12 protein-coding genes are annotated in these 20,144 nt (G+C 41.4%); 8 read left to right on the top strand and 4 right to left on the bottom strand.

Annotation, left to right across the window (positions count from 1 at the left end; genetic code table 11):
• Nucleotides 1-74: 74 nt before the first annotated feature.
• The 3 genes from porU to MTP09_RS04275 all read left to right on the top strand — a co-directional run bounded on the left by porU (nucleotide 75) and on the right by MTP09_RS04275 (nucleotide 7,510).
• Nucleotides 75-4,028, top strand: coding sequence for a type IX secretion system sortase PorU (gene porU / locus MTP09_RS04285; RefSeq protein ID WP_243550772.1), 3,954 nt, complete (start codon nucleotides 75-77; stop codon nucleotides 4,026-4,028).
• Nucleotides 4,029-4,056: 28 nt separating this feature from the next.
• Nucleotides 4,057-5,190 (top strand): type IX secretion system outer membrane channel protein PorV, encoded by a 1,134-nt coding sequence (gene porV, locus MTP09_RS04280; protein ID WP_243550771.1) that lies wholly within the window; start codon nucleotides 4,057-4,059, stop codon nucleotides 5,188-5,190.
• Nucleotides 5,191-5,263: 73 nt separating this feature from the next.
• The gene (locus tag MTP09_RS04275) at nucleotides 5,264-7,510 is read left to right on the top strand and encodes an FUSC family protein (RefSeq protein WP_243550770.1); all 2,247 of its coding nucleotides are present in this window, start codon (nucleotides 5,264-5,266) and stop codon (nucleotides 7,508-7,510) included.
• Between the two features lie 224 nt (nucleotides 7,511-7,734).
• Here MTP09_RS04275 and MTP09_RS04270 read toward each other — a convergent pair whose 3' ends face one another.
• The gene (locus MTP09_RS04270) at nucleotides 7,735-8,346 is read right to left on the bottom strand and encodes a 4'-phosphopantetheinyl transferase family protein (protein ID WP_243550769.1); all 612 of its coding nucleotides are present in this window, start codon (nucleotides 8,344-8,346) and stop codon (nucleotides 7,735-7,737) included.
• Between the two features lie 52 nt (nucleotides 8,347-8,398).
• On the opposite strand from MTP09_RS04270, the gene ahcY reads away from it, so the two are divergent.
• From ahcY to MTP09_RS04250, 4 genes are all read left to right on the top strand, one after another.
• Nucleotides 8,399-9,712, top strand: a complete 1,314-nt coding sequence (gene ahcY / locus MTP09_RS04265) for an adenosylhomocysteinase (protein ID WP_243550768.1) — start codon at nucleotides 8,399-8,401, stop codon at nucleotides 9,710-9,712.
• 468 nt (nucleotides 9,713-10,180) lie between these two features.
• Nucleotides 10,181-11,347, top strand: coding sequence for an iron-containing alcohol dehydrogenase (locus MTP09_RS04260; protein WP_243550767.1), 1,167 nt, complete (start codon nucleotides 10,181-10,183; stop codon nucleotides 11,345-11,347).
• A gap of 102 nt (nucleotides 11,348-11,449) precedes the next feature.
• A complete protein-coding gene (locus MTP09_RS04255; protein WP_243550766.1) occupies nucleotides 11,450-12,136 on the top strand; it encodes a T9SS type A sorting domain-containing protein in 687 nt (228 codons plus the stop codon).
• Between the two features lie 183 nt (nucleotides 12,137-12,319).
• Nucleotides 12,320-13,006 carry a hypothetical protein gene (locus MTP09_RS04250; RefSeq protein ID WP_243550765.1) on the top strand — a complete coding sequence of 229 codons (687 nt, stop codon included), beginning with the start codon at nucleotides 12,320-12,322 and terminating at the stop codon, nucleotides 13,004-13,006.
• 67 nt (nucleotides 13,007-13,073) lie between these two features.
• Here MTP09_RS04250 and MTP09_RS04245 read toward each other — a convergent pair whose 3' ends face one another.
• Nucleotides 13,074-14,426: a DEAD/DEAH box helicase gene (locus tag MTP09_RS04245; protein ID WP_243550764.1), complete on the bottom strand. Its 1,353-nt coding sequence runs from the start codon at nucleotides 14,424-14,426 to the stop codon at nucleotides 13,074-13,076.
• A gap of 255 nt (nucleotides 14,427-14,681) precedes the next feature.
• On the opposite strand from MTP09_RS04245, the gene MTP09_RS04240 reads away from it, so the two are divergent.
• Nucleotides 14,682-16,832: an outer membrane beta-barrel family protein gene (locus tag MTP09_RS04240; protein ID WP_243550763.1), complete on the top strand. Its 2,151-nt coding sequence runs from the start codon at nucleotides 14,682-14,684 to the stop codon at nucleotides 16,830-16,832.
• Nucleotides 16,833-16,893: 61 nt separating this feature from the next.
• Here the strand turns inward: MTP09_RS04240 and guaA are convergent, their stop codons facing one another.
• Together guaA and purD are read right to left on the bottom strand one after the other, a co-directional pair.
• A complete protein-coding gene (gene guaA, locus MTP09_RS04235) occupies nucleotides 16,894-18,423 on the bottom strand; it encodes a glutamine-hydrolyzing GMP synthase (protein ID WP_243550762.1) in 1,530 nt (509 codons plus the stop codon).
• Between the two features lie 386 nt (nucleotides 18,424-18,809).
• Nucleotides 18,810-20,045, bottom strand: coding sequence for a phosphoribosylamine--glycine ligase (gene purD / locus MTP09_RS04230; RefSeq protein WP_243550761.1), 1,236 nt, complete (start codon nucleotides 20,043-20,045; stop codon nucleotides 18,810-18,812).
• Between the last annotated feature and the right edge of the window lie 99 nt (nucleotides 20,046-20,144).

Here is a 20,144-nt window from a genome sequence, read left to right as displayed (position 1 = left end):
ACAAATTAATTTTATTGCACCATATTATTATTTATTATTTTTCGTTTAATTTGTATCCGCGAAATTTTTATCCGATGAAAAGAATTTTAACTCTTGTTTTTATTAACCTCTTTTTCATGCTTTCCTTTTCACAAACCACCAAAATTGAGTGGGAAGGCAGCACAGTGCAGGATTTTGGTAGCTACAGAATCACACTGCCGTTTTTCAAGAACAGCGGTTTCACCTTTGAGGAAGGCGGAATCTATTACAGGGCAACCGAAAAAAATTCAGGAAATAAGAAGGTGGTCAATTATTCCTGGGAAAAAGTGGAAGCCAAAAACCTGTATGAAATCAACATCCATCAGCTGCCCAAAAGTGACTATGGCGAGGTTACCTATTATACTAACCCATATTCCAACGAAAACACGACCAATATAAGGGTAGCCGCACTGAAATATGAGAAAGGCGTTGTTTACCGCCTAGTTTCCTTCGGTTTGGCAGATGAAAAGCCCGCTTCGACGAGCTCCGTCGTGAGTACTTCGCGAACTGCAACTACAGAAAATCCGCTGAAGACAGGTAATTTCTATAAGATTAAAGTTGACAAATCGGGAATCTTCAAGATTACTTCAGATTTCTTGCGAAGCAACGGGATCAATCCTTCAAGTGTTAATCCGAAAAACTTCAGAATTTACGGAAACGGAGGATTAATGCTTCCAGAGCATAACAGAGATTTCAGATTCCCCGCATTACAGGAAAACGCAATACAAGTAGTGGGTGAAAATGACGGGGTGTGGAACGAGGAAGATTACGCAATTTTTTATGCACAGGGACCAAACGGATTCAATGTTTATAAAACCTACGACAACGGAACCGGTAATCGGAGATTTGAAACCCGTTCCGATCAGTCGGGTAACTATATTAACATTTATGAAGATTTCGCCTATTATTTCATCAATTTTGATTTAGGCCCGGGAAAAAGAGTTATCGAAAGTGACCGAACTGCGACATCAAATCCAATCACGAGATATGATGAGTACCAATTCATCAACGAGGAAAAATTTAACCTGATGAAGATCGGTAGAAACTGGGTAGGTGATGCATTTAACCAAACTAAGACAGTTACTTTCACGACCAGGTCACCAATGCAGCCATCAGATGTGATCCGCTACCGGTCCCGAGTAATAGGATATTTAAGTCAGGGAAATAAGGTATCCATCAATATTAACAACACTAATCCGGTCAACTTAAGTATTCCAATTGACGACAAAAGAGATTATGTTTCATTAGTTTACACCAATTTTCTAACGAATCAGCAGGGAAATCAGATAAGTTTTAACTATGATCCAAATACCTCCGCAAATCCAAACGGAAAATTTTATTTTGACTATGCTGAAGTTCAATACAAAGAAGACCTGAAATTCAACAATACTCAGATGAATTTCAGAAGCTACGAGATTCAGGAAGGAAGCGGAAGCAGTTATAGTTTTAATTTGTCTGAAGCAGCTTCCGCAGAACAGGTTTGGGAAGTTTCCGACATCACCAATGCCAAGAAAATGGTTAATAAATCCGGAAATAATTCGAACTTTCTTTTCGGTTACACTGCAGACAGCAATACTTTCGTAAACGAGTTTGTGGCATTCAAAAGCAGTGAGGCATTTTCTCCTTCTTTTGTGGGAAAAATTCAGAATCAGGATTTAGCGGGACTTCAGAATATAGGTTACGTGATGATTACCGTTCCCGAAATGATGAGTCAGGCACAGCGTCTTGCAGATTATTATCAAAACAAGTATAATGTGGCAGTTGTAGATGTAAATAAAATTTACAACGAATACAGCAGTGGAGGAAAAGACATTACCGCAATCCGTGATTTCATTACGAAGCTCAACACGCCAAAAGGCACTTTGAAATATGCATTGATTCTGGGAGACACTTCTTATGACTACAAAGGTAAAAATCACCCCAACTCCGACATAATACCGAGTTACGAAAGTGAAGAAAGCAGCAACTACGCTGATTCTTTCGTGACGGACGATTATTATGTGATGACCTCGCAACAAGCCATTCCCACGAATCCAATTTCCCCGATTACTACGGTTTACAGCCGACTTCCCGATTTACCGATTGGGAGGTTACCTGCCGAAAACATAAGCGAGGCCAAACTTCTTGTCGATAAAACCCTTGCATACAACAATGCTCTTCCAGGGCAGTCAACACCTTTTGGTGAATGGCGTATGAAAATGGATTTCGTGGTGGATGACGACTACGACGGTGGAGACCCGTTTCATAACACTATGAACAACGCTCTGATTAAGGCAGAGATGGAAACCGGATCTCCGTTCCCCAATACCCCGCCGCAAAACTTTGTCAATAAAAAGCCGGAATATAATATCCGAAAACTGTATTTAGACTCTTTTGCTGCGCAGACTTCAGCTGGAGGACAGCGTTATCCGCAGGTAAACCAGGCCATTGCAAATGATGTGGGCAACAGTCTCTATATGTTTTATTTCGGTCATGGCGGTATCAACGGTTGGGCACAGGAAAGGGTTCTCACTATCGGTATGATTCAGAATTTTAATAATTTCAATGGGGTGTTCTCCAGATTCCCACTCATTTCTACCATTACCTGTGAATTTACACTTTGGGACGAACCGGGAACATTCTCTGCCGGCGAACAGGTAATAAAATCCAAACAGGGAGGAGCTTCAACAATGATTACATCCAGCCGAGCAATCGGTGTGGGATACGGTAGAAGTTTTACCACCATTTTCACCAAACACTTGTTCGAGCTTGTGAATGATGATTTTATCAATATGGGCGATTCATTTTTAAAGGCAAAAATTGAAGCAGGACCTCAAGCGGATCACCTGAAGATTAATTTCCTTGGTGATCCCGCCACTAAATTGAGCCGACCAAAACGATATCTTGTTGTCGATCAAATAGAATCACCGGTTCCCGGACAATTGCGTGCACTGGATTTTGTAAAAGTTAAAGGCCACATCAACAAACCGGACGGTACCCTTGACAATACCTTCAATGGACGGGTTGCAGTGAATATTTTTGATAAACGCCTGAACAAAAAAACGCTAAACAACGACCAGGATCCCAAAATGACTCCAGTCCTAAATTATACTGAAGAAGGAAGCGCAATTGTAAAATCATCCGGAACTGCTACAAATGGCGTGTTCACTGTTGAGTTCTATGTTCCTAAAGACATTAACTATGAAAATGGAAATGGAAGAATATTGGTTTATGCAGATAATAAATCTTTCGACGTTTTTAACAACCAAACCCAGGTAATCGGAGGAATCAATCCAGATGGCATTAATGATACCCAACCTCCTACCGTAAGTCTATTTATGAATAACACCAACTTTGCCGATGGTGGTATTACAGATCAAAACCCGATGCTTTTAGCATGTGTTACAGACGACCATGGGATAAACTCCACCGGTTCGGGAATCGGACATGATATAACCGTAGTTCTTGATGGTCAAATTATCAATACTGCCGTACTTAATGATTTCTTTTTCTCGGGAGAAGGTAATGGCTGTACCAATCCAAATTTGGCCGATTATCAGAAAGGAAATGTAACCTACCCTTTCAGAAATCTTTCGCCAGGACCGCACCAGTTGACCTTTAAGGTTTGGGACATTAACAATAATTCTACAACTGCCACGTTAAACTTTGTAGTTAAGGATGAAACGAACAAAAACTTGGAGGTAAATAAATTGCTGAACTGGCCAAATCCTTTTACCAATAAGACTTATGTGCAGTTTGAGCATAATTGCGACGATATTTTGGATGTAAACGTGCAGATCTACACCATTACCGGAAAACTGGTTAGAACGATCTCGACCACTGTTTCCAACGAACCGTTCCTTCAAGGGTACAGAACACCGAGAACAGCAATTGAGTGGGACGGAAAAGATGATTTTGGAGACGCGGTAGGCAAAGGAACTTACATTTTTAAAATCTTTGCAAAAAGCCAAAACCAAGACAAATGTAAAGGCACTGCAACAGCAGTAGAAAAAATGGTTTTATTAAGATAACAATATATAAACGAAAAAAATTGACTTTATGACATTGACTAAAAAACTCTTTGTAGGATTAGGTTTAGGAGTAAGTATGGTTGCTTATTCGCAGATTGGAAACATTCGGCCGGTACTTACAGGAGCTCCTTTCTTGAGAATTTCACCAGACGCGAGAGCCGGAGGTATGGGTGACCAAGGAGTTGTAACAACAACTGACGCTTTTTCGCAATTCTGGAATGCTGCGAAATACCCTTTCAGCAAAACCACTTCCGCAGTAGGTATTAACTATACTCCTTATATGAGTAAACTCACCAACGACGTTTTTCTTTTGTATGGAGCTTATCACAGATTTTTGGGTGACGAGGAAAGATCGACGATTTCTGCGAGCATCTACTACTTCAATATGGGTTCAGTAGATCTTACAAACCTTGTTGGTACGGAAGTGGTACAAATGGGTACAGCAAAACCCAACGAATTTTCAATCGATGTTGCTTACGGACTCAAACTTTCCGATACCTACTCTATGGCTGTAACCGGTCGATACATTAGATCCGACTTGTCCGGAGGATTTGGAAGTGACAATACACTAAAGCCGGCAAACAGTTTTGCGGTTGACGTATCTGGTTATTTCCAATCACCAAAACACCAGAGTTTCGGTGAATACGAAGGAAGAGCGAGAGCGGGATTTGCAGTTCAAAACTTAGGTCCTCGTTTGGATTACACCGGTGATGAAGAATCAAGATCTTATCTTCCTACAATGGCGAGATTAGGTGCCGGTTACGATTTGTTCATCGATGATCTGAACAGAGTTGGTATCAATCTGGAAGCATCCAAACTTCTTGTTCCAGGTCCGGATGAAACTGGAAACGTGCCAAACGTAGGCGTGATGTCGGGAATCGGAAAATCGTTCAGTAATCCAAAAAGCTTAATGTACAGCGGTGCTTTGGAATATGAATACGACAATGCATTTGCAGTTAGAGGTGGTTTCTTCCACGAAAGTCCTGAACAAGGAGGAAGACAGTACGCTACCGTTGGTGTTGGATTAAAATATCAATCATTTGGTTTGGATCTTTCTTACCTCATCAACACTTCTAAAGTGAATTCTGCACTGGACAATACGTTAAGATTTGGACTCACCTGGAATATTGGGGAAGAATCTTCGAATGCACAGGATTACTAAAAGAAATTTTACAAATAACAAAGTCCCGATTTTCGGGGCTTTTTTTATAGACTAAAGAATTAAATTTGTGGTAATGAATTACGCCACCGAACTCAAGAAATACGCGACGAGCCAGTACATCAATTCGGCGGTGAGGATTACTTTGGCGATCGTGGTTCCCAGTATTATTTTGGCACATTTCGGTTTGCTCAAGGAGTTTTTCCTTTTTCCTTTGGGAACCAGTTTCGTGGGACTTACCGATCAACCGGGACCGTTTATCAGGAGAAGAAATTCACTGATTCTCGCCGTGGTGAGTTTTGCGGTGGTCGCGGCGATTGCGAGTTTGCTGAAGGATTTTCCGCCATTGATTTATGTTGAAATTATCTTCTTTGGAATCTTCTTTTCGATGATCGGGATTTATGGGCAGCGTCTCGCAGCGGTGGGTTCGCTCTCGCTGGTTGTACTGGGAATCTTTATTGACGGTCATCTCACCGGAAGCAATATTGCCAAGAGTGTACTCATTTTCTTTGCGGGTTGTTTGTGGTTTGTACTCGTTTTTCTGGTGGTTTCGCGAATTCAGCCCTACAAATTGGCGTCGCAGATGATTGGCGAAAACTATATCGAACTTGCCAATTACCTGAAAACCAAATCTAAGTTCTACCTCGAAAACCCAGATTTCGAAACCCTGCAAAGACAAGTGATCGCGCAGCAAATCAAGATTAAAAACCTTCAGGAAGAAACGCGGGAAACTGTTTTCAAGACGAGGAAAATTGTCAATGAATCGACTACAACGAGCCGCTTGCTGATGTTGATGTTCCTGAATTCCATCGACCTGCACGAAAAACTGATGACCTCCGAAAGCGACTACCGGAAAATTCAGGAAAGCTTCGGCGATTCGGGATTTCTACAATTTGTCGGCGAATACCTCGTCAAAATTTCCGACGAACTGAGCAATATCGGAATTGCTTTGCAAAGCGGGAACAAAGCGAAGCCGATCAACAATATCGAGGACGAAATTGGTCTGGTTTACGATCAGTATTTCGATTTGCGGAATGCAAAACTTTCTCCGGAAACGCTCGAAAACTTTATGATTCTTCGGCTGATTCTGAACCGCATCACCGACATTACCGACGAAGTAAAAACCATCTACAAAGTTTTTTCGCAGGACATCAAGCTTGCCAAGAGCTTATCCACCGGTTTGGATTACAAGAAATTTCTTCCCAGCGAAGAAAAGCTCAACCGAAAAGTCATTCGCGACAACCTTTCACTCAAGTCATCGCATTTCCGTCATTCCATCCGAATTACAGTGGCGTTGTTAATCGGTTATTTGATTTCCAAACTTCACTTTTTGGGAATCGGACATTCGTATTGGATTCTCATCACCATCACCGCAATTCTGAAACCTGCCTATTCCACCACCAAACACCGGAATCTTCTGCGCTTGTACGGAACCGTGACCGGTGCGGTTTTGGCGTATGCGCTGCTTTTCTTCATCCATAATAATACTGCGCTTCTGCTCATTTTGCTTTTCAGTATGATCCTGTGTTTCAGCTTTTTAAAGTGGCAGTATTTCTGGGCCGTGTTGTTTATGACCGTTTATATTTTCCTTAGTTTCAACTTTCTGAATCCGGGAAATGTAAACCTTATCTTTAAGGACAGAATCCTCGACACTGCGATTGCGGGGGTGGTCGCGTTTGCGGTTTCCTATTTTGTTCTTCCGGTTTGGGAACATACGCAGAACATTGTATTTATGAAGAAATCTGCACACAGCAACCTGAAATATTTCGAGGCGGTAATGGCTTACTTTAAAAATCAAAACATCGGAATCCAGGACTACAAACTGAAAAGAAAAGATGCCGTCATCGATTTGGCGAATCTTTCCGACAATTTCCAGCGGATGATTTCCGATCCCAAGAACCAGCAGAAAAGGTTGCAGAAAGTGCATCAGTTCGTCAATACTGCGCATTTGATCACCGCATATACCGCCTCATTTTCACAATATCAAAAGTCCGCGTCAGATTATCCTGAAATCGACATCGATGGATGGAACAAGAAAATTACCGCCGAACTTTTACGCACCGATCTTCTTCTAAATCAGGAAGAACCGGGCAAGGAAATCGCCATCGAAAGCAGCATCACTCCTGAAGATTCCGTAGAAAAACTCCTCGAAAAAAGAAAGCGGGAAATCGGCGAATCAGATATTGTGAACCGACGCGATCCGAATAGAATCACTCATTTGACAGAGTTAAAAAACCTCACCGAAATCCTGGAACTCATCTACGATGTGGCGAAAGAACAACGACGTGTTGCCGAGAAACTGATGGCGGATTTGGCTATGTAGCAATGTAGCAATGTAGCAATCGGCTTTCGTCAGTCAGCATTCAGCATTCAGCAATCAGCATGTAGTTCCAATTTAAGTAAATTATGAAATTTCGAACGCTACTCCTGAAACTTGAAATGCGAAGCATTCACGAACTCAAATGAAAAAATAAAAAAAATTGTGTGAGTAAACTTGGAACCTGAAACTCGAAACTCGAAACCTCAAACCCCAAACTTCAAACTTTCTTAGTTGACAATTGTAAAGCAATAATTATCAAAAAACTCCACCCTGGCTTTGAATAAATCCGACACTTTATCGTCGTGAACGCGGCACATAATATTGTACGGGAAATCCAGATCGAACGGTTTTACTTCGTAATGCTTCTTCAGCGACCAGTAATTGGAATGGTGGATTTTGTACAAGCTTTCCTTCAGCGACCAAATCACGGTCAGATAGGCGACTTCCTTATTTTTTTCGATAAACTCCGCTTCTTCGGGATAAAGGAATTTGTCTTTAACCCTTAGAATTTTGGGATTAAAAGGTTCGATGTCGATGCCGATTTTATGTTCAGAAATCGCCAAAGCTGCGTATGGAAAAGAATGTGTGATCGAAATCTCGTAGTCGTTGGGAAAGAGAACCGGAGTTCGGTCATCGTAAAGAATCTTGTGATCGGGCAAAACCGATTTCAGGATTTTCCGCACCAGCAGAAGTTCTTTCAACTTTGTGGGATGATAATCCTTAATCTTGTCGTAATTCTCTTCCTCCACAAGATGTTTCTGATCCAGTTCCTCGCTCTCATCGTACTTCCAGAGCAGGATTTTGGCTTTTTGGTCAGAGAAATCTCGGTACAGCGGCATATTTTGTGGGCGGAAAATTAGTTCGTAAATTTGCAAAAATTTTTTCAATTAGATGGAAACTACAACACAATACGTTCCTTACAAAGTTAAGGATATTTCCCTCGCTGAGTGGGGACGAAAAGAAATTGAACTTGCCGAAGCAGAAATGCCCGGTTTGATGGCGATCCGTGAAGAATACGGTCCGTCGCAACCGTTGAAAGGCGCAAGAATCGCCGGATGTCTCCACATGACGATCCAAACTGCGGTTTTAATTGAAACTTTGGTTGCATTGGGAGCTGATGTTACCTGGTCTTCCTGCAATATTTTCTCGACACAGGATCATGCAGCAGCGGCTATTGCGGCAGCAGGAATCCCCGTTTATGCATGGAAAGGAATGAACGAGGAAGAATTCGATTGGTGTATCGAGCAAACACTTTTCTTCGGTGAAGACAGAAAGCCATTAAACATGATTTTGGACGATGGTGGAGATTTGACCAATATGGTTTTCGACAGATATCCTGAACTGACTAAAGACATCAAAGGACTTTCCGAAGAGACGACAACGGGAGTTCACCGTCTTTATGAAAGAATGGCGAACGGAACTTTGGTAATGCCTGCAATCAACGTAAACGATTCGGTAACCAAATCTAAATTCGACAACAAATACGGTTGTAGAGAATCTGCTGTAGATGCGATCAGAAGAGCAACCGACGTGATGCTTGCAGGAAAAAGAGTGGTAGTTTGCGGATACGGAGACGTGGGTAAAGGAACTGCGGCCTCTTTCCGAGGAGCGGGCTCAATCGTTACCGTTACTGAAATCGATCCAATCTGTGCACTTCAAGCTGCAATGGAAGGTTACGAAGTAAAGAAACTGGAAAACGTGATCGAAACTGCAGATATCGTAATCACCACCACCGGAAATTTCAATATCGTTCGCGGTGAGCACTTCAAAAAAATGAAGGACAAAACTATCGTTTGCAACATCGGACACTTCGACAACGAAATCGATATGGCTTGGTTAAACGCAAACTACGGTGCTACAAAATCTACCGTAAAACCACAGGTTGACATTTACAATGTTGATGGAAAAGACATCATCATCCTTGCTGAAGGACGTTTGGTAAACCTTGGTTGTGCAACCGGTCACCCAAGTTTCGTAATGAGTAACTCATTCTCCAACCAAACTTTGGCGCAGATCGAACTTTGGACGAATTCCGATGCTTACGAAAACAAAGTGTATATGCTTCCTAAAAAGCTGGATGAAAAAGTAGCGATGCTCCACCTGAAAAAAATCGGTGTGGAATTGGAAACACTTTCAGATGAGCAAGCAAAATACATCGGCGTGGAGGTTGAAGGACCGTATAAACCGGAATACTACAGATATTAAAAAGTACGAAGTACAAGGTACCAAGTTTGAAGTCGGAAGACCGAAGACCGAAGACCGAAGACGAACTTTGAATAGAATTAAAGGCATTACATTTTGTGATGCCTTTTTTTGTTTACGAACTAAGAGCTTGTTTAAATTACATTCGAAAAAATATATCATTTCGGAAATTTTCTTTACCCCGTCCCTAATGGGCGGAAAATTTCCTTCAAAATAAACCTGAATTTGCTCCTTTTAGGGTCGGGGTAATCAAATTTAGGCTTATTTTGAAATTTAGACAGTCTTTAAATCTCTGTTCCGATTCTCTTCGTGAAACCTGAAATGCGAAGCATTCACGAACCCAAATAAAAAAATAAAGAAATTGTGGTAGTAAACTTGGAACTCGAAACTTTTAATCTGAAATCTGATATCTAAGACTTCAAACTCTTCGGGCGCTCTTTTTTTCGTAAATTTGAAGAAAAGATTTTTACAATGCTCAACTTCGAATTTAAAAACCCAACCAAGATTATTTTCGGTAAAGGAGAAATCCACAAACTGTCTAAAGAAATCCCGAATGACGCCAAAATCCTGCTTCTGTACGGTGGCGGAAGCATTATGAAGAACGGAGTTTACGACCAGGTTAAAGCGGCGCTCCAAGGTTTTGAGGTTACGGAATTCGGCGGTATTCCCGCAAATCCTGAATATGATGTTTTGATGGATGCGCTGAAAGTCATTAAAGATAACAACATCAATTACCTGCTTGCAGTCGGTGGAGGTTCTGTAATCGACGGAACGAAATTTCTTTCCGCTGCGGCAAATTATTCGGGAGAAGACAAATGGGAAATCCTGAAAAAACCAGTCAGAACAATGGAGGGAGAAGGAATTCCTTTTGCCACGGTACTCACGCTTCCTGCGACAGGTTCCGAGATGAATTCGGGATATGTAGTTTCCAGAAGGGGAACCAACGAGAAACTTTCTACGGGCGGTCCCGGTTTGTTTCCGCAGTTTTCCATCCTTGATCCTGAAGTAATCCGATCCATTCCGAAAAAGCAGATTGCCAACGGAATCGCAGATGCTTATTCCCATGTTTTGGAGCAGTATATGACTTTCCCTACTTCCGCAACTTTGCAGGAAAGAATGATGGAAAGTATTCTGCAAACGCTGCAGGAAGTTGCGCCGAAAGTGCTTGCTGAAGAATTCGATTATGACGCTGCCTCCAACTTTATGTGGTGCTGCACGATGGCGCTGAACGGACTCGTTTCCAAAGGCGTGCTCACCGATTGGGCGGTACACGCGATCGGACACGAACTGACCGCACGTTTCGGCATCGATCACGCGCGAACTTTGGCGGTGATTGCGCCTTCGCATTACCGTTATAATTTTGAAACGAAGAAAGGAAAACTCGCGCAGTACGCAGAAAGGGTTTGGAACATCACCGAAGGTTCGGTTGAGGAAAAGGCGGAAAAAGGAATTGTGAAACTCGAGGAGTTTTTCCACAGCTTGGGAATCGACACTAAACTTTCGCAGTACACCGAAGATTATCGCGGAACTGCCGAAAAAATCGAGGAAGCATTTACCGAAAGAAAATGGCTCGGTTTGGGTGAATACAAAAAACTGTCGCCACAGGATGTGTACAAAATCGTGGAGATGAGTTATTAATAAATCACTAAGAATTCTCAATTCAGCGACAAAAATCAAAAACTTTGGAAACACCTCCAAAGTTTTTGTAATTTTAACGAAAATCTTTTAAAGCTATTAATCATGAAAAAAACGCTACTTTCTCTATTTATTTTATGCGGGATTTTTGTTTTTTCACAGAACCAGCTTCTCTTTATGCCACAATGGAAGGTAACCAAAGTAAAATACAATAACGAGTTTCATAATTACGTTCCATCCTCTTTATGTGGAAACAACAATTCTGCAGCTTTCGCCAGTACTTCCTTATCTACCAAACTTTACAACACCATAATGAGTCAGATTTCAGTGACCGATTCCCAAATTTCAGTGTACCAAACTGGTGGAACGCTTGCTCAGTGTCAAGATGGGCCATTTGACACATTTGAAAGTGCATACCGATCCGTGTTGGAGATTACGGGAAACCCGAAAGTTTTTGATTACACCATCACACAGGACGGTTACGAATACAACTTGATCCTGACAGAACCTTCTACCGGGAATCAAATTTATTACTGGGCAGGAATTCTGTCAATCAACGACATACCAAAAGATAAACTAAAAATATTTCCAAATCCGGTAGATGACGTTCTGAAAATCGGGAATCTTGGTGAGGTTTCACTGATCAAAATCTATGACAGCAGCGGTAAGATGGTAATCCAAACGATTGAACAGGGTAACAAAACCCTAGAAATCAATGTAAAATACTTACCTGCAGGAAATTATTTTGTGAAAATAAATGATGAGAAAATCGTAAAAATAATCAAGAAATAACTATTGCTAAATAGGCAATTAGAAACGATTTCTCCTACCTAATAATTCCTCAGTTCTTCGTGTTGCATATGAATTTTTAACACTGCCTGATTTAAATAGTCGAAAGAAAATTAGCATTTTTAATAATTTTTGGATCTTCTTAGAAAATTTTTCATTAATTTTAGTTATCCTAAAAAATTGACTATGAAAAAATCATCTATTCTTTTGTTCTTCATTTTGGGAAGTATGTTTTTTCCGCAAAAAACAAAAAAAATCGGCAAAACCTGGGACATACAAAAAGTACATTATCAAGGTGTTTTCTACGAATATTTTGACGGTGCAGACGAAGACTTGTACAGCTCAAAAAACACCGTATATTTTGCGCCTGTTCAGATTCAGTCGGAATTAAGGGAATTTTTCGCCAACATCAGTTCAGGCAATAAGTCCGCTGATGAGACCGAATCTGTTGAAGACGTGGTAATTCTTTCTCCCGATCAACATTTTCAATGGTTTGAGAACAGTTTTATTACATTTTTTCAGTTACCGCGTGTGCCTCAAACGCTGTATTATGAGCTTTCCCGTAATGCATCTGATCAATACCAACTGGTTGCGACCGATATTACCACAGGAAACCAAATCTATTATGAGTTAAGAGATATCGGAAGCCGCAAAACGAGATCTAAGCGAAAAAGTAACACAGGAGTTCTTACGGTGGGGGAACTTACCGGCGCAAAAATTGTTGACGGAAAAAACACAAAAAAAGCTAAACCCGTTTTCAAGTCCATAAAAGAAGAAAACGAGGCAGTCGAAAATCTCCTCAATCATTTGCCGAAACGAGCTGAAATTTTGAACGACAAGAGACAAAACCAGAGTGTTCAACGAGCGAACTGAATGATTTTTTTGTGAGAAAATGAGACATTCACTAAAATTCCAATAGAATTGGAGCAAGAAAGATTTCTTACTTCTTCCGCTTCGCCTTCGATTTGGCTTTCTGTTGAGCGCGGTTTGCTCCGACTTTATTTGCAGGTTTTCTTTTGTGCGGACCGCCCCAGTTTTCCTTTTTGTTCTTGTCTTTTTTCTCGTGGAAAGCGCCGCCTCCTTCTTCGAGTTTTACGGTGTGTGCATTTTTCATCTTCACCTCCTCTTTCTCGGAAGCGATTTTCACCGGGTTGATTTTTACTCCTTCAGGAAATGCAAGAATCTCCAATTCCTTATCCATCAAAAGCTCGATATCCAAAAGCTGTGATTCTTCTTTTTTGGTGATGAAAGCAACTGCAGTTCCGTCCTTATCAGCTCTTCCGGTTCTTCCTATTCGGTGAATGTACTGTTCGGGAACTTCGGGAATTTCAAAATTAATGACGTGCGTAATATTCGAAATATCGAGTCCTCTCGCCATTATGTCGGTGGTAATCAGTCCGCGGATTTCTTCCGATTCGAATTTGCGCATCGCGTTCAGGCGGTAATTCTGCGATTTGTTGGAATGGATCACATCGAATTCACCTGGAAAAAGCTCATCGATTTTGGTAAAAAGATAATCGGCGTGTTTCTTATTGTTGCAGAAAATCAGCACTTTCGAGAAATCGGTTTCCGTTTTAAGAAGATGTTCAAGAAGGTTGATCTTGGTGTTGAAGTTTTCAACCTTATAGCCGATCTGTTCAATTTTCTCGAGCGGCGTTCCCGATTTCGCCAAAGAAATTTCCACTGGATTTGCAAAATACTCGTCGAGCATTGCGTCAACCGCTTCGGTCATCGTTGCAGAAAAAAGGATGTTCTGGCGCTTCTCCTTCATCATCTCGAAAATATGCGTCAGTTGCGGACGGAATCCCAAGTTCAGCATCTCGTCGAACTCGTCGATGATGAGTTTCTGGACCTCCCGTAAAGAAACCGCGTTGTCAATCGCCAAATCCATCACTCTTCCCGGAGTTCCGACCAAAATATCGCAACCGTCGTTAAACAGCAGTTTCTGCGTGTTGATGTTTTTTCCGCCATAAATCCCAATGACTCTCGCGGTAAGATTTTGGGTTAAATTCTCAAGGATTTCGGTAACCTGCACCACGAGTTCGCGTGTCGGAACAAGAATCAGCACAGTCGGATTTCCACTTTTGTTGTACTTCCAGTTTTTCAGGACGGGAAGAAGGTACGCCAAAGTTTTCCCGGTACCGGTTTGCGCAATTCCCATCACGTTGCGACCTGAAAGTATTGGTTTCAGAGACTTTTCCTGAATCGGCGTCGGTTCAAAAAGATTGGAATCCGCAAGAACATCGAGGATTTTTTCCGGCAAATCAAAATCGGCAAAAGTGAGTTTTTCCATTTTGCAAAGATAAGGTTTTGGAGGGAAGTATTTGAGTGGTTAAATGGTTAAGTAGTTCAATGGTTCAGTGTTGAAATTAACAGTTTTTCATTTCATTAAAATTATTCTCAAAAGAAATATCACTATAAAAATTGTTGTATAATTAAAATAATTGTTTTTAATTTGTATCACTAAATTATTAGTTATAAAATTTATTAGAATTTTATGTAACAAAATGTCAGATTCTATTGTCTTATTATTCCAATCATCGCATTTATGAAGAAATTTACCGTTTCCGTCCTGCTTTTATCGACAACTATCGTTTTCGCTCAGGAAACCAAAACAGATTCCACCAAAACCAAAGAGATTGCAGAAGTTACGGTAATTGCCAAAAAACCAACCGTGGAAACGAAAGTGGACCGAACGGTTTTCAATGTCGCCAATTCCTCTATACTTGCAGGAAATACATCTTGGGATGTTTTGCGGATGACGCCTTTAGTTGCCATTGATAACAACGACACTATAAATGCGGAAGGTCTGATTGTTACTGTGTACATCAACGACCGAAAATCGGTTTTTACCGGAAAGGAACTGAAGGAATATCTGAAAAGTATTCCTGCTGAAAATCTGATGAAAATTGAAGTGATAACCACACCTTCTTCCCGTTACGAAACTTCCGGAGCTGTGATAAATATCGTGTTGAAAAAACCGGACAACGAAGGAATGAAAGGCAGCGCGTCCTTCACCAATACCCAAAGTACCAAAAATTCGCAATACACCAATCTCAATCTAAATTACCATAAAAATAAATTTACACAAACCGTTTCCGGAAGTTATGGAGACAATCTGAGCGTGGTGAAAAGTTTTACGGAAAATTACATTTATGCCGATCAATCTTCCAACAGAGTGAATATTCAAACGGATGAAAATTTTAAAACCCCTTCCTTCTCCACCTCATCAGAAGTGGAACTGAACGACAAAAATTCGGCAGGAATGATTTTCGAGTTCAGTCAAACCAATCGAACTTTGGAGGGAAAAGCCGTTGGTGAACAATTTCTGAACAATATTCTGCAAAATAATTACGAACAAACCCAAAATTTAACCGGACTGAACAGAAGCATCGGAAACAATTATTTCTACAAATATTACGACAAGGAAAAAAACAAAATTCTCGACCTGAATACGGGTTTCAACTATTTCGGTTTGCAAGATACCAATGACCGTTTCAGAACCCAAAGCAATACGGAAAATTCCGGAAACCGAATTATTGCCGACAACGAAAACAGAGAATATTATGTAAAAGCCGATTATTCTCAACCGCTCGGAAAATCTGGCAGTCAATTGGAATTGGGCGGGAAAATGAATTTTAGAAACAACGTAATCCCTTACACTTACCTCAATTTTTCAGGAAACGGGTGGGTTGAAGATTTCTCCAGAAGCAATCATTTTCAATATAAAGACAATCTTAATTCGGTGTACGCCAACTTTACCAAAACATTTTTCAAAAAGCTGGAAACCAGGATTGGTTTGCGTTATGAACACATTTCGTTCAACATTAAACAGGATATCGGGAACATCGGGAGAAGCGATTCCTACGGAACTTTTTTGCCGAATTTATTGCTGAAATATTCCTTCAACGACAACTATAATCTTTCCGCAACTTATAATCACAACCTTTGGCGGCCTTGGTTTTCGGAATTCAACCCATTTTTGATGCCGACAGACGACGGTAATTATTTTCGTGGAAATATGGAGCTGCTTCCCAATCCGAGCGACCGTTTTACCCTGAAACTGGGACTTTACAAAAAATATTTCCTCACGGCAAGTTACTGGTTTACCAATCAGGATTATTGGAATTCTTTCTCTATCGAAAACGGAAAAACCATCAATATGCCGACTAATTTTTCAGGTAGGGTGGAACGTTATGGACTGTTTTTCAATACGAACCAAATGTTTCTGAAAAACAAACTCAGCATCAATGTTAATGCGGGTTACAGCTATACCGACAACAGCGATTTCAACGACCGCAATAATCTTGGACTTAAAAAATACCTGAACAATTTCACCGGAAATTCCAACATTAGCTACACCAATCTTTTCAACAAAAACATCAATTTGAACGCCTGGATTGGGGTTTTCACCCAAAATAACGGAAACACGATTGCCAACGGAATGAATGTTTTCCACACGGTTTCTGCCACCAAAATTTTTCCGGCGCTGGAAATGGAGGCAACCGTTCGACTGAACAATATTTTCGCGAGACCCAATTTCGACGGAACCACTTACTCACCGATCGGAACTTTCAGAAACGAGATGAAGTGGGATTGGTACGGCGTTTCTTTCACTTTGGTTAAAAGATTCGGAAACCAGAAAGTAAAGGAAAATACAAAAACGAATGTGGAGAAGGAAAGTGGTGGTGGGAAGTAATTTGATTTTTATTTAATCCTAAAACAAAAAAAATGAACGCGCCAAAGGCACGTTCCTACAATTATTCCCACTCGATCGTCGCAGGAGGTTTACTGGAAATATCGTAAGTAACACGGTTGATTCCGCGGACTTCATTGATGATGCGGTTTGAAACTTTTTCGAGGAATTCCCACGGGAGTTTACTGAATTCCGCGGTCATAAAATCGATGGTGTTTGCCGAACGAACGACTGCTGTATATTCGTAGGTTCGTTCGTCGCCCATCACGCCGACAGATTTTACGGGAAGAAGCACGACAAACGCCTGCGAAACTTTTTCGTAAAGGTTGTTCTTATACAGTTCTTGGATGAAAATATCGTCGCCTTCCTGAAGGATTTTTACTTTTTCTTCGGAAACTTCGCCCAAGATTCTGATTCCCAAACCTGGTCCTGGAAAAGGATGACGGTAAACCAGATGGTGCGGAATTCCGAGTTCCTCCCCTACTTTTCTTACCTCGTCTTTGAAGAGTTCGCGGAGCGGTTCCAGAAGCTGAAGTTTCATTTCTTCGGGAAGTCCGCCCACATTGTGATGGGATTTGATGACTGCGGAAGGACCTTTCACCGACTGCGACTCGATCACGTCGGGATAGATGGTTCCTTGAGCGAGGAATTTTGCGCCTTCAAATTTGTGGGATTCCTCATCGAAAACGGCAACGAATTCCTTTCCGATAGTTTTACGTTTTTCTTCGGGATCAGAGATTCCTTTCAGTTTTGACAAAAATCTTTCGGAAGCATCGACCATATCGATATTCATATGGAAATGGTTTCCGTACTGCTCCATCACTTTTTTGCCTTCGTCTTTTCGCAGAAGTCCGGTATCGACGAAGATGCACTGCAACTGATCGCCAATCGCTTTATGAATTAAGACCGCGGCAACCGAGGAATCCACTCCGCCGGAAAGTCCGAGGATTACTTTTTCGTTTCCAACTTTTTCTTTGATTTCGGCGACGGTCCTTTCGATATAGCCGGAAAGTTTCCAGTTGCGGTCGGCTTTACAGATATTGAACACAAAGTTTTCGAGCATTTTGGAACCTTCCTCCGTATGCGTAACTTCAGGATGAAACTGGATGGCGAAAATATTTTTCTTTTCATTCGCCATTGCAGCGATTACGCCGCTCCTTCCTGAAATTTCAAAATCTGTGGGAACTTCTTCCACCTCATCGAAATGGCTCATCCAAACAGTGGAATTACGCGAAACTCCGGTGAACATTGGATTGCTTCTGATGATTTCGAATTCCGATTTTCCGTACTCGCCTTTTTCGCCCTTCTTCACTTTACCGCCGAAAAGATGGGTGATCAGCTGCATTCCGTAACAGATTCCAAGCACGGGAATATTCTGGTCGAACAACGCTTTTTCCACCAAATGTGCATTTTCGGAATTCACGGAACTGGGACCGCCGGAAAGTATAATTCCCGTAGGGTTTTTGGCGATGATCGTTTCTAAAGGCGTATTAAAAGGTACGATTTCAGAATACACTTCCATTTCACGGATTCTGCGACCGATGAGCTGGTTGTATTGTGAGCCGAAATCGAGGATGATGATGCCGTTTTTCATTTAATAGATATTAGATGTCAGATGTCAGATGTCAGATGTCAGATTTCAGATGCGAGATACGAGATGCGGGGTTCGAGGTTCGAGGTTCGGGGATAGGGTTTCGAGTTTCAGGTTTCTGGTTTACTCACATTTTTTTCTATTTTTTTTATTTGAGTTCGTGAATGCTTCGCATTTCAAGTTTCAGGTTTCTGGTTGCGAAATACGCATTTCTTTTTTCTTTCTTCTTTTATCTTTTTTCGTATTTCGTAATTCGTGTTTCGTATTTCGTACTTTGCTAAAAGCGTAGGGAAAAAACAAAAAAGATACAGCGGAAACCTAACGAAGTGGTTCGACGAACAAAGAGGGATTAAGCTCCTAAGAAAAATGAGGGAAAAATCCCCCACTTTCTAAAATTTTCCGATATCGTCTCTGTAATATTCGTAGTCGAAGTTGATGGTTTTTGCGTCTTCGTACACCGCTTTTCTGGCTGCGTCGTAAGTATCGGCAGTCGCCACCAAACTCAGCACTCTTCCGCCAGAAGTTTTGATTTTGTCGCCAGAATTTCTTGCTCCCGCGAACAAAACCTGGGTCTGCGCTTTTTCGGAGTTCTTGATTTCAAATCCCGTGTCGAATTTCCCAGGATAACCACCTGAAGTCATTACGAGGCAAACCGCTTTTTGGTCTTTAAACCTGAGTTCCACATCCTTTCCGTCGAGGCAGTCATTGATCACGTCGAGAAGATTGTTTTCCATCAAAGGAAGGATGACCTGAGTTTCGGGATCGCCCAACCTCATATTGTATTCCAAAAGGTAAACGCCGTTGTTGGTCACCATTAACCCAAAGAAAATGAATCCCTTGAATTGGATATTTGCCGCATTGAGTCCCGCCAAAGTCGGAGTCAGAATATTGGCTTCAAAGTCTTTATAATGCTCGTCGGTAAAATCCGGATTCGGTGCAACACTTCCCATTCCGCCTGTGTTTGGACCTTTTTCGCCGCTTCCGACTTTCTTGTAGTCTTTTACGGGAACGCAAGGAAACAATTTTGCACCGTTGGAAAATGCGATGATCGACGCCTCGAAACCTTTCAGAAATTCTTCTACGATCACCTGGATTCCAGCGTCACCGTAGATTCTGTCGATCATAAAACTGTGGATGGTAGATTCAGCTTCAGTAAGATTATTAGCGATTACAACACCTTTTCCGCCCGCTAAACCACTCGCTTTGATGACGAGCGGAAACTGCTGCGTTCTCACATAGTCGATCGCATCCTGATAAGCATCGAAAACGACTGCTTTCGCGGTTTTGATATTGTTGGTCTGCATAAATTTTTTCGAGAATGCCTTGCTTCCCTCCAAATCCGCAGCTCTTTTTCTTGGACCGAAAATTTTCAGGTTATGTTTATTGAATTCGTCCACGATTCCGTCCACTAACGGAGCTTCCGGACCCACGATGGTTAAATCGATTCTTTCTTTGATGGCGAAATTGCGGAGTTGCTCCACACCGTCTTCATATACATTTTGTCCCAGTTTATCAGTGGTCGCATTTCCTTTCGCGAAATACATTTTAGAGATTCTGCTATCTTCTTTCAGTTTTACAGCGAGAGCGGATTCCCTGCCACCGTTTCCTACGATTAAAACTCTCATAAAAGCTTATTTTATTATTTCTACAAATTTAATGTTTTGAAAGTGAAAGTGCAAACATCTTCGAGTGTTGTTGCAGATGGTTGCACTTGTTGCAGTAGT

Origin of the sequence: Chryseobacterium suipulveris (assembly GCF_022811685.1) — a bacterium.
Classification (GTDB): domain Bacteria; phylum Bacteroidota; class Bacteroidia; order Flavobacteriales; family Weeksellaceae; genus Kaistella; species Kaistella suipulveris.
Note: the sequence above shows the minus strand (reverse complement) of the source record. Positions and strands in the feature narration are given on the sequence as shown.

What these genes read in the sequence shown, in the direction of transcription:
- guaA (WP_243550762.1), bottom strand. Translation starts at nt 18,423, where the DNA reads ATGAAAAACGGCATCATCATCCTCGATTTCGGCTCACAATACAACCAG.
- MTP09_RS04240 (WP_243550763.1), top strand. Translation starts at nt 14,682, where the DNA reads ATGAAGAAATTTACCGTTTCCGTCCTGCTTTTATCGACAACTATCGTT.
- purD (WP_243550761.1), bottom strand. Translation starts at nt 20,045, where the DNA reads ATGAGAGTTTTAATCGTAGGAAACGGTGGCAGGGAATCCGCTCTCGCT.
- porV (WP_243550771.1), top strand. Translation starts at nt 4,057, where the DNA reads ATGACATTGACTAAAAAACTCTTTGTAGGATTAGGTTTAGGAGTAAGT.
- MTP09_RS04275 (WP_243550770.1), top strand. Translation starts at nt 5,264, where the DNA reads ATGAATTACGCCACCGAACTCAAGAAATACGCGACGAGCCAGTACATC.
- porU (WP_243550772.1), top strand. Translation starts at nt 75, where the DNA reads ATGAAAAGAATTTTAACTCTTGTTTTTATTAACCTCTTTTTCATGCTT.
- MTP09_RS04270 (WP_243550769.1), bottom strand. Translation starts at nt 8,346, where the DNA reads ATGCCGCTGTACCGAGATTTCTCTGACCAAAAAGCCAAAATCCTGCTC.
- ahcY (WP_243550768.1), top strand. Translation starts at nt 8,399, where the DNA reads ATGGAAACTACAACACAATACGTTCCTTACAAAGTTAAGGATATTTCC.
- MTP09_RS04250 (WP_243550765.1), top strand. Translation starts at nt 12,320, where the DNA reads ATGAAAAAATCATCTATTCTTTTGTTCTTCATTTTGGGAAGTATGTTT.
- MTP09_RS04255 (WP_243550766.1), top strand. Translation starts at nt 11,450, where the DNA reads ATGAAAAAAACGCTACTTTCTCTATTTATTTTATGCGGGATTTTTGTT.
- MTP09_RS04260 (WP_243550767.1), top strand. Translation starts at nt 10,181, where the DNA reads ATGCTCAACTTCGAATTTAAAAACCCAACCAAGATTATTTTCGGTAAA.
- MTP09_RS04245 (WP_243550764.1), bottom strand. Translation starts at nt 14,426, where the DNA reads ATGGAAAAACTCACTTTTGCCGATTTTGATTTGCCGGAAAAAATCCTC.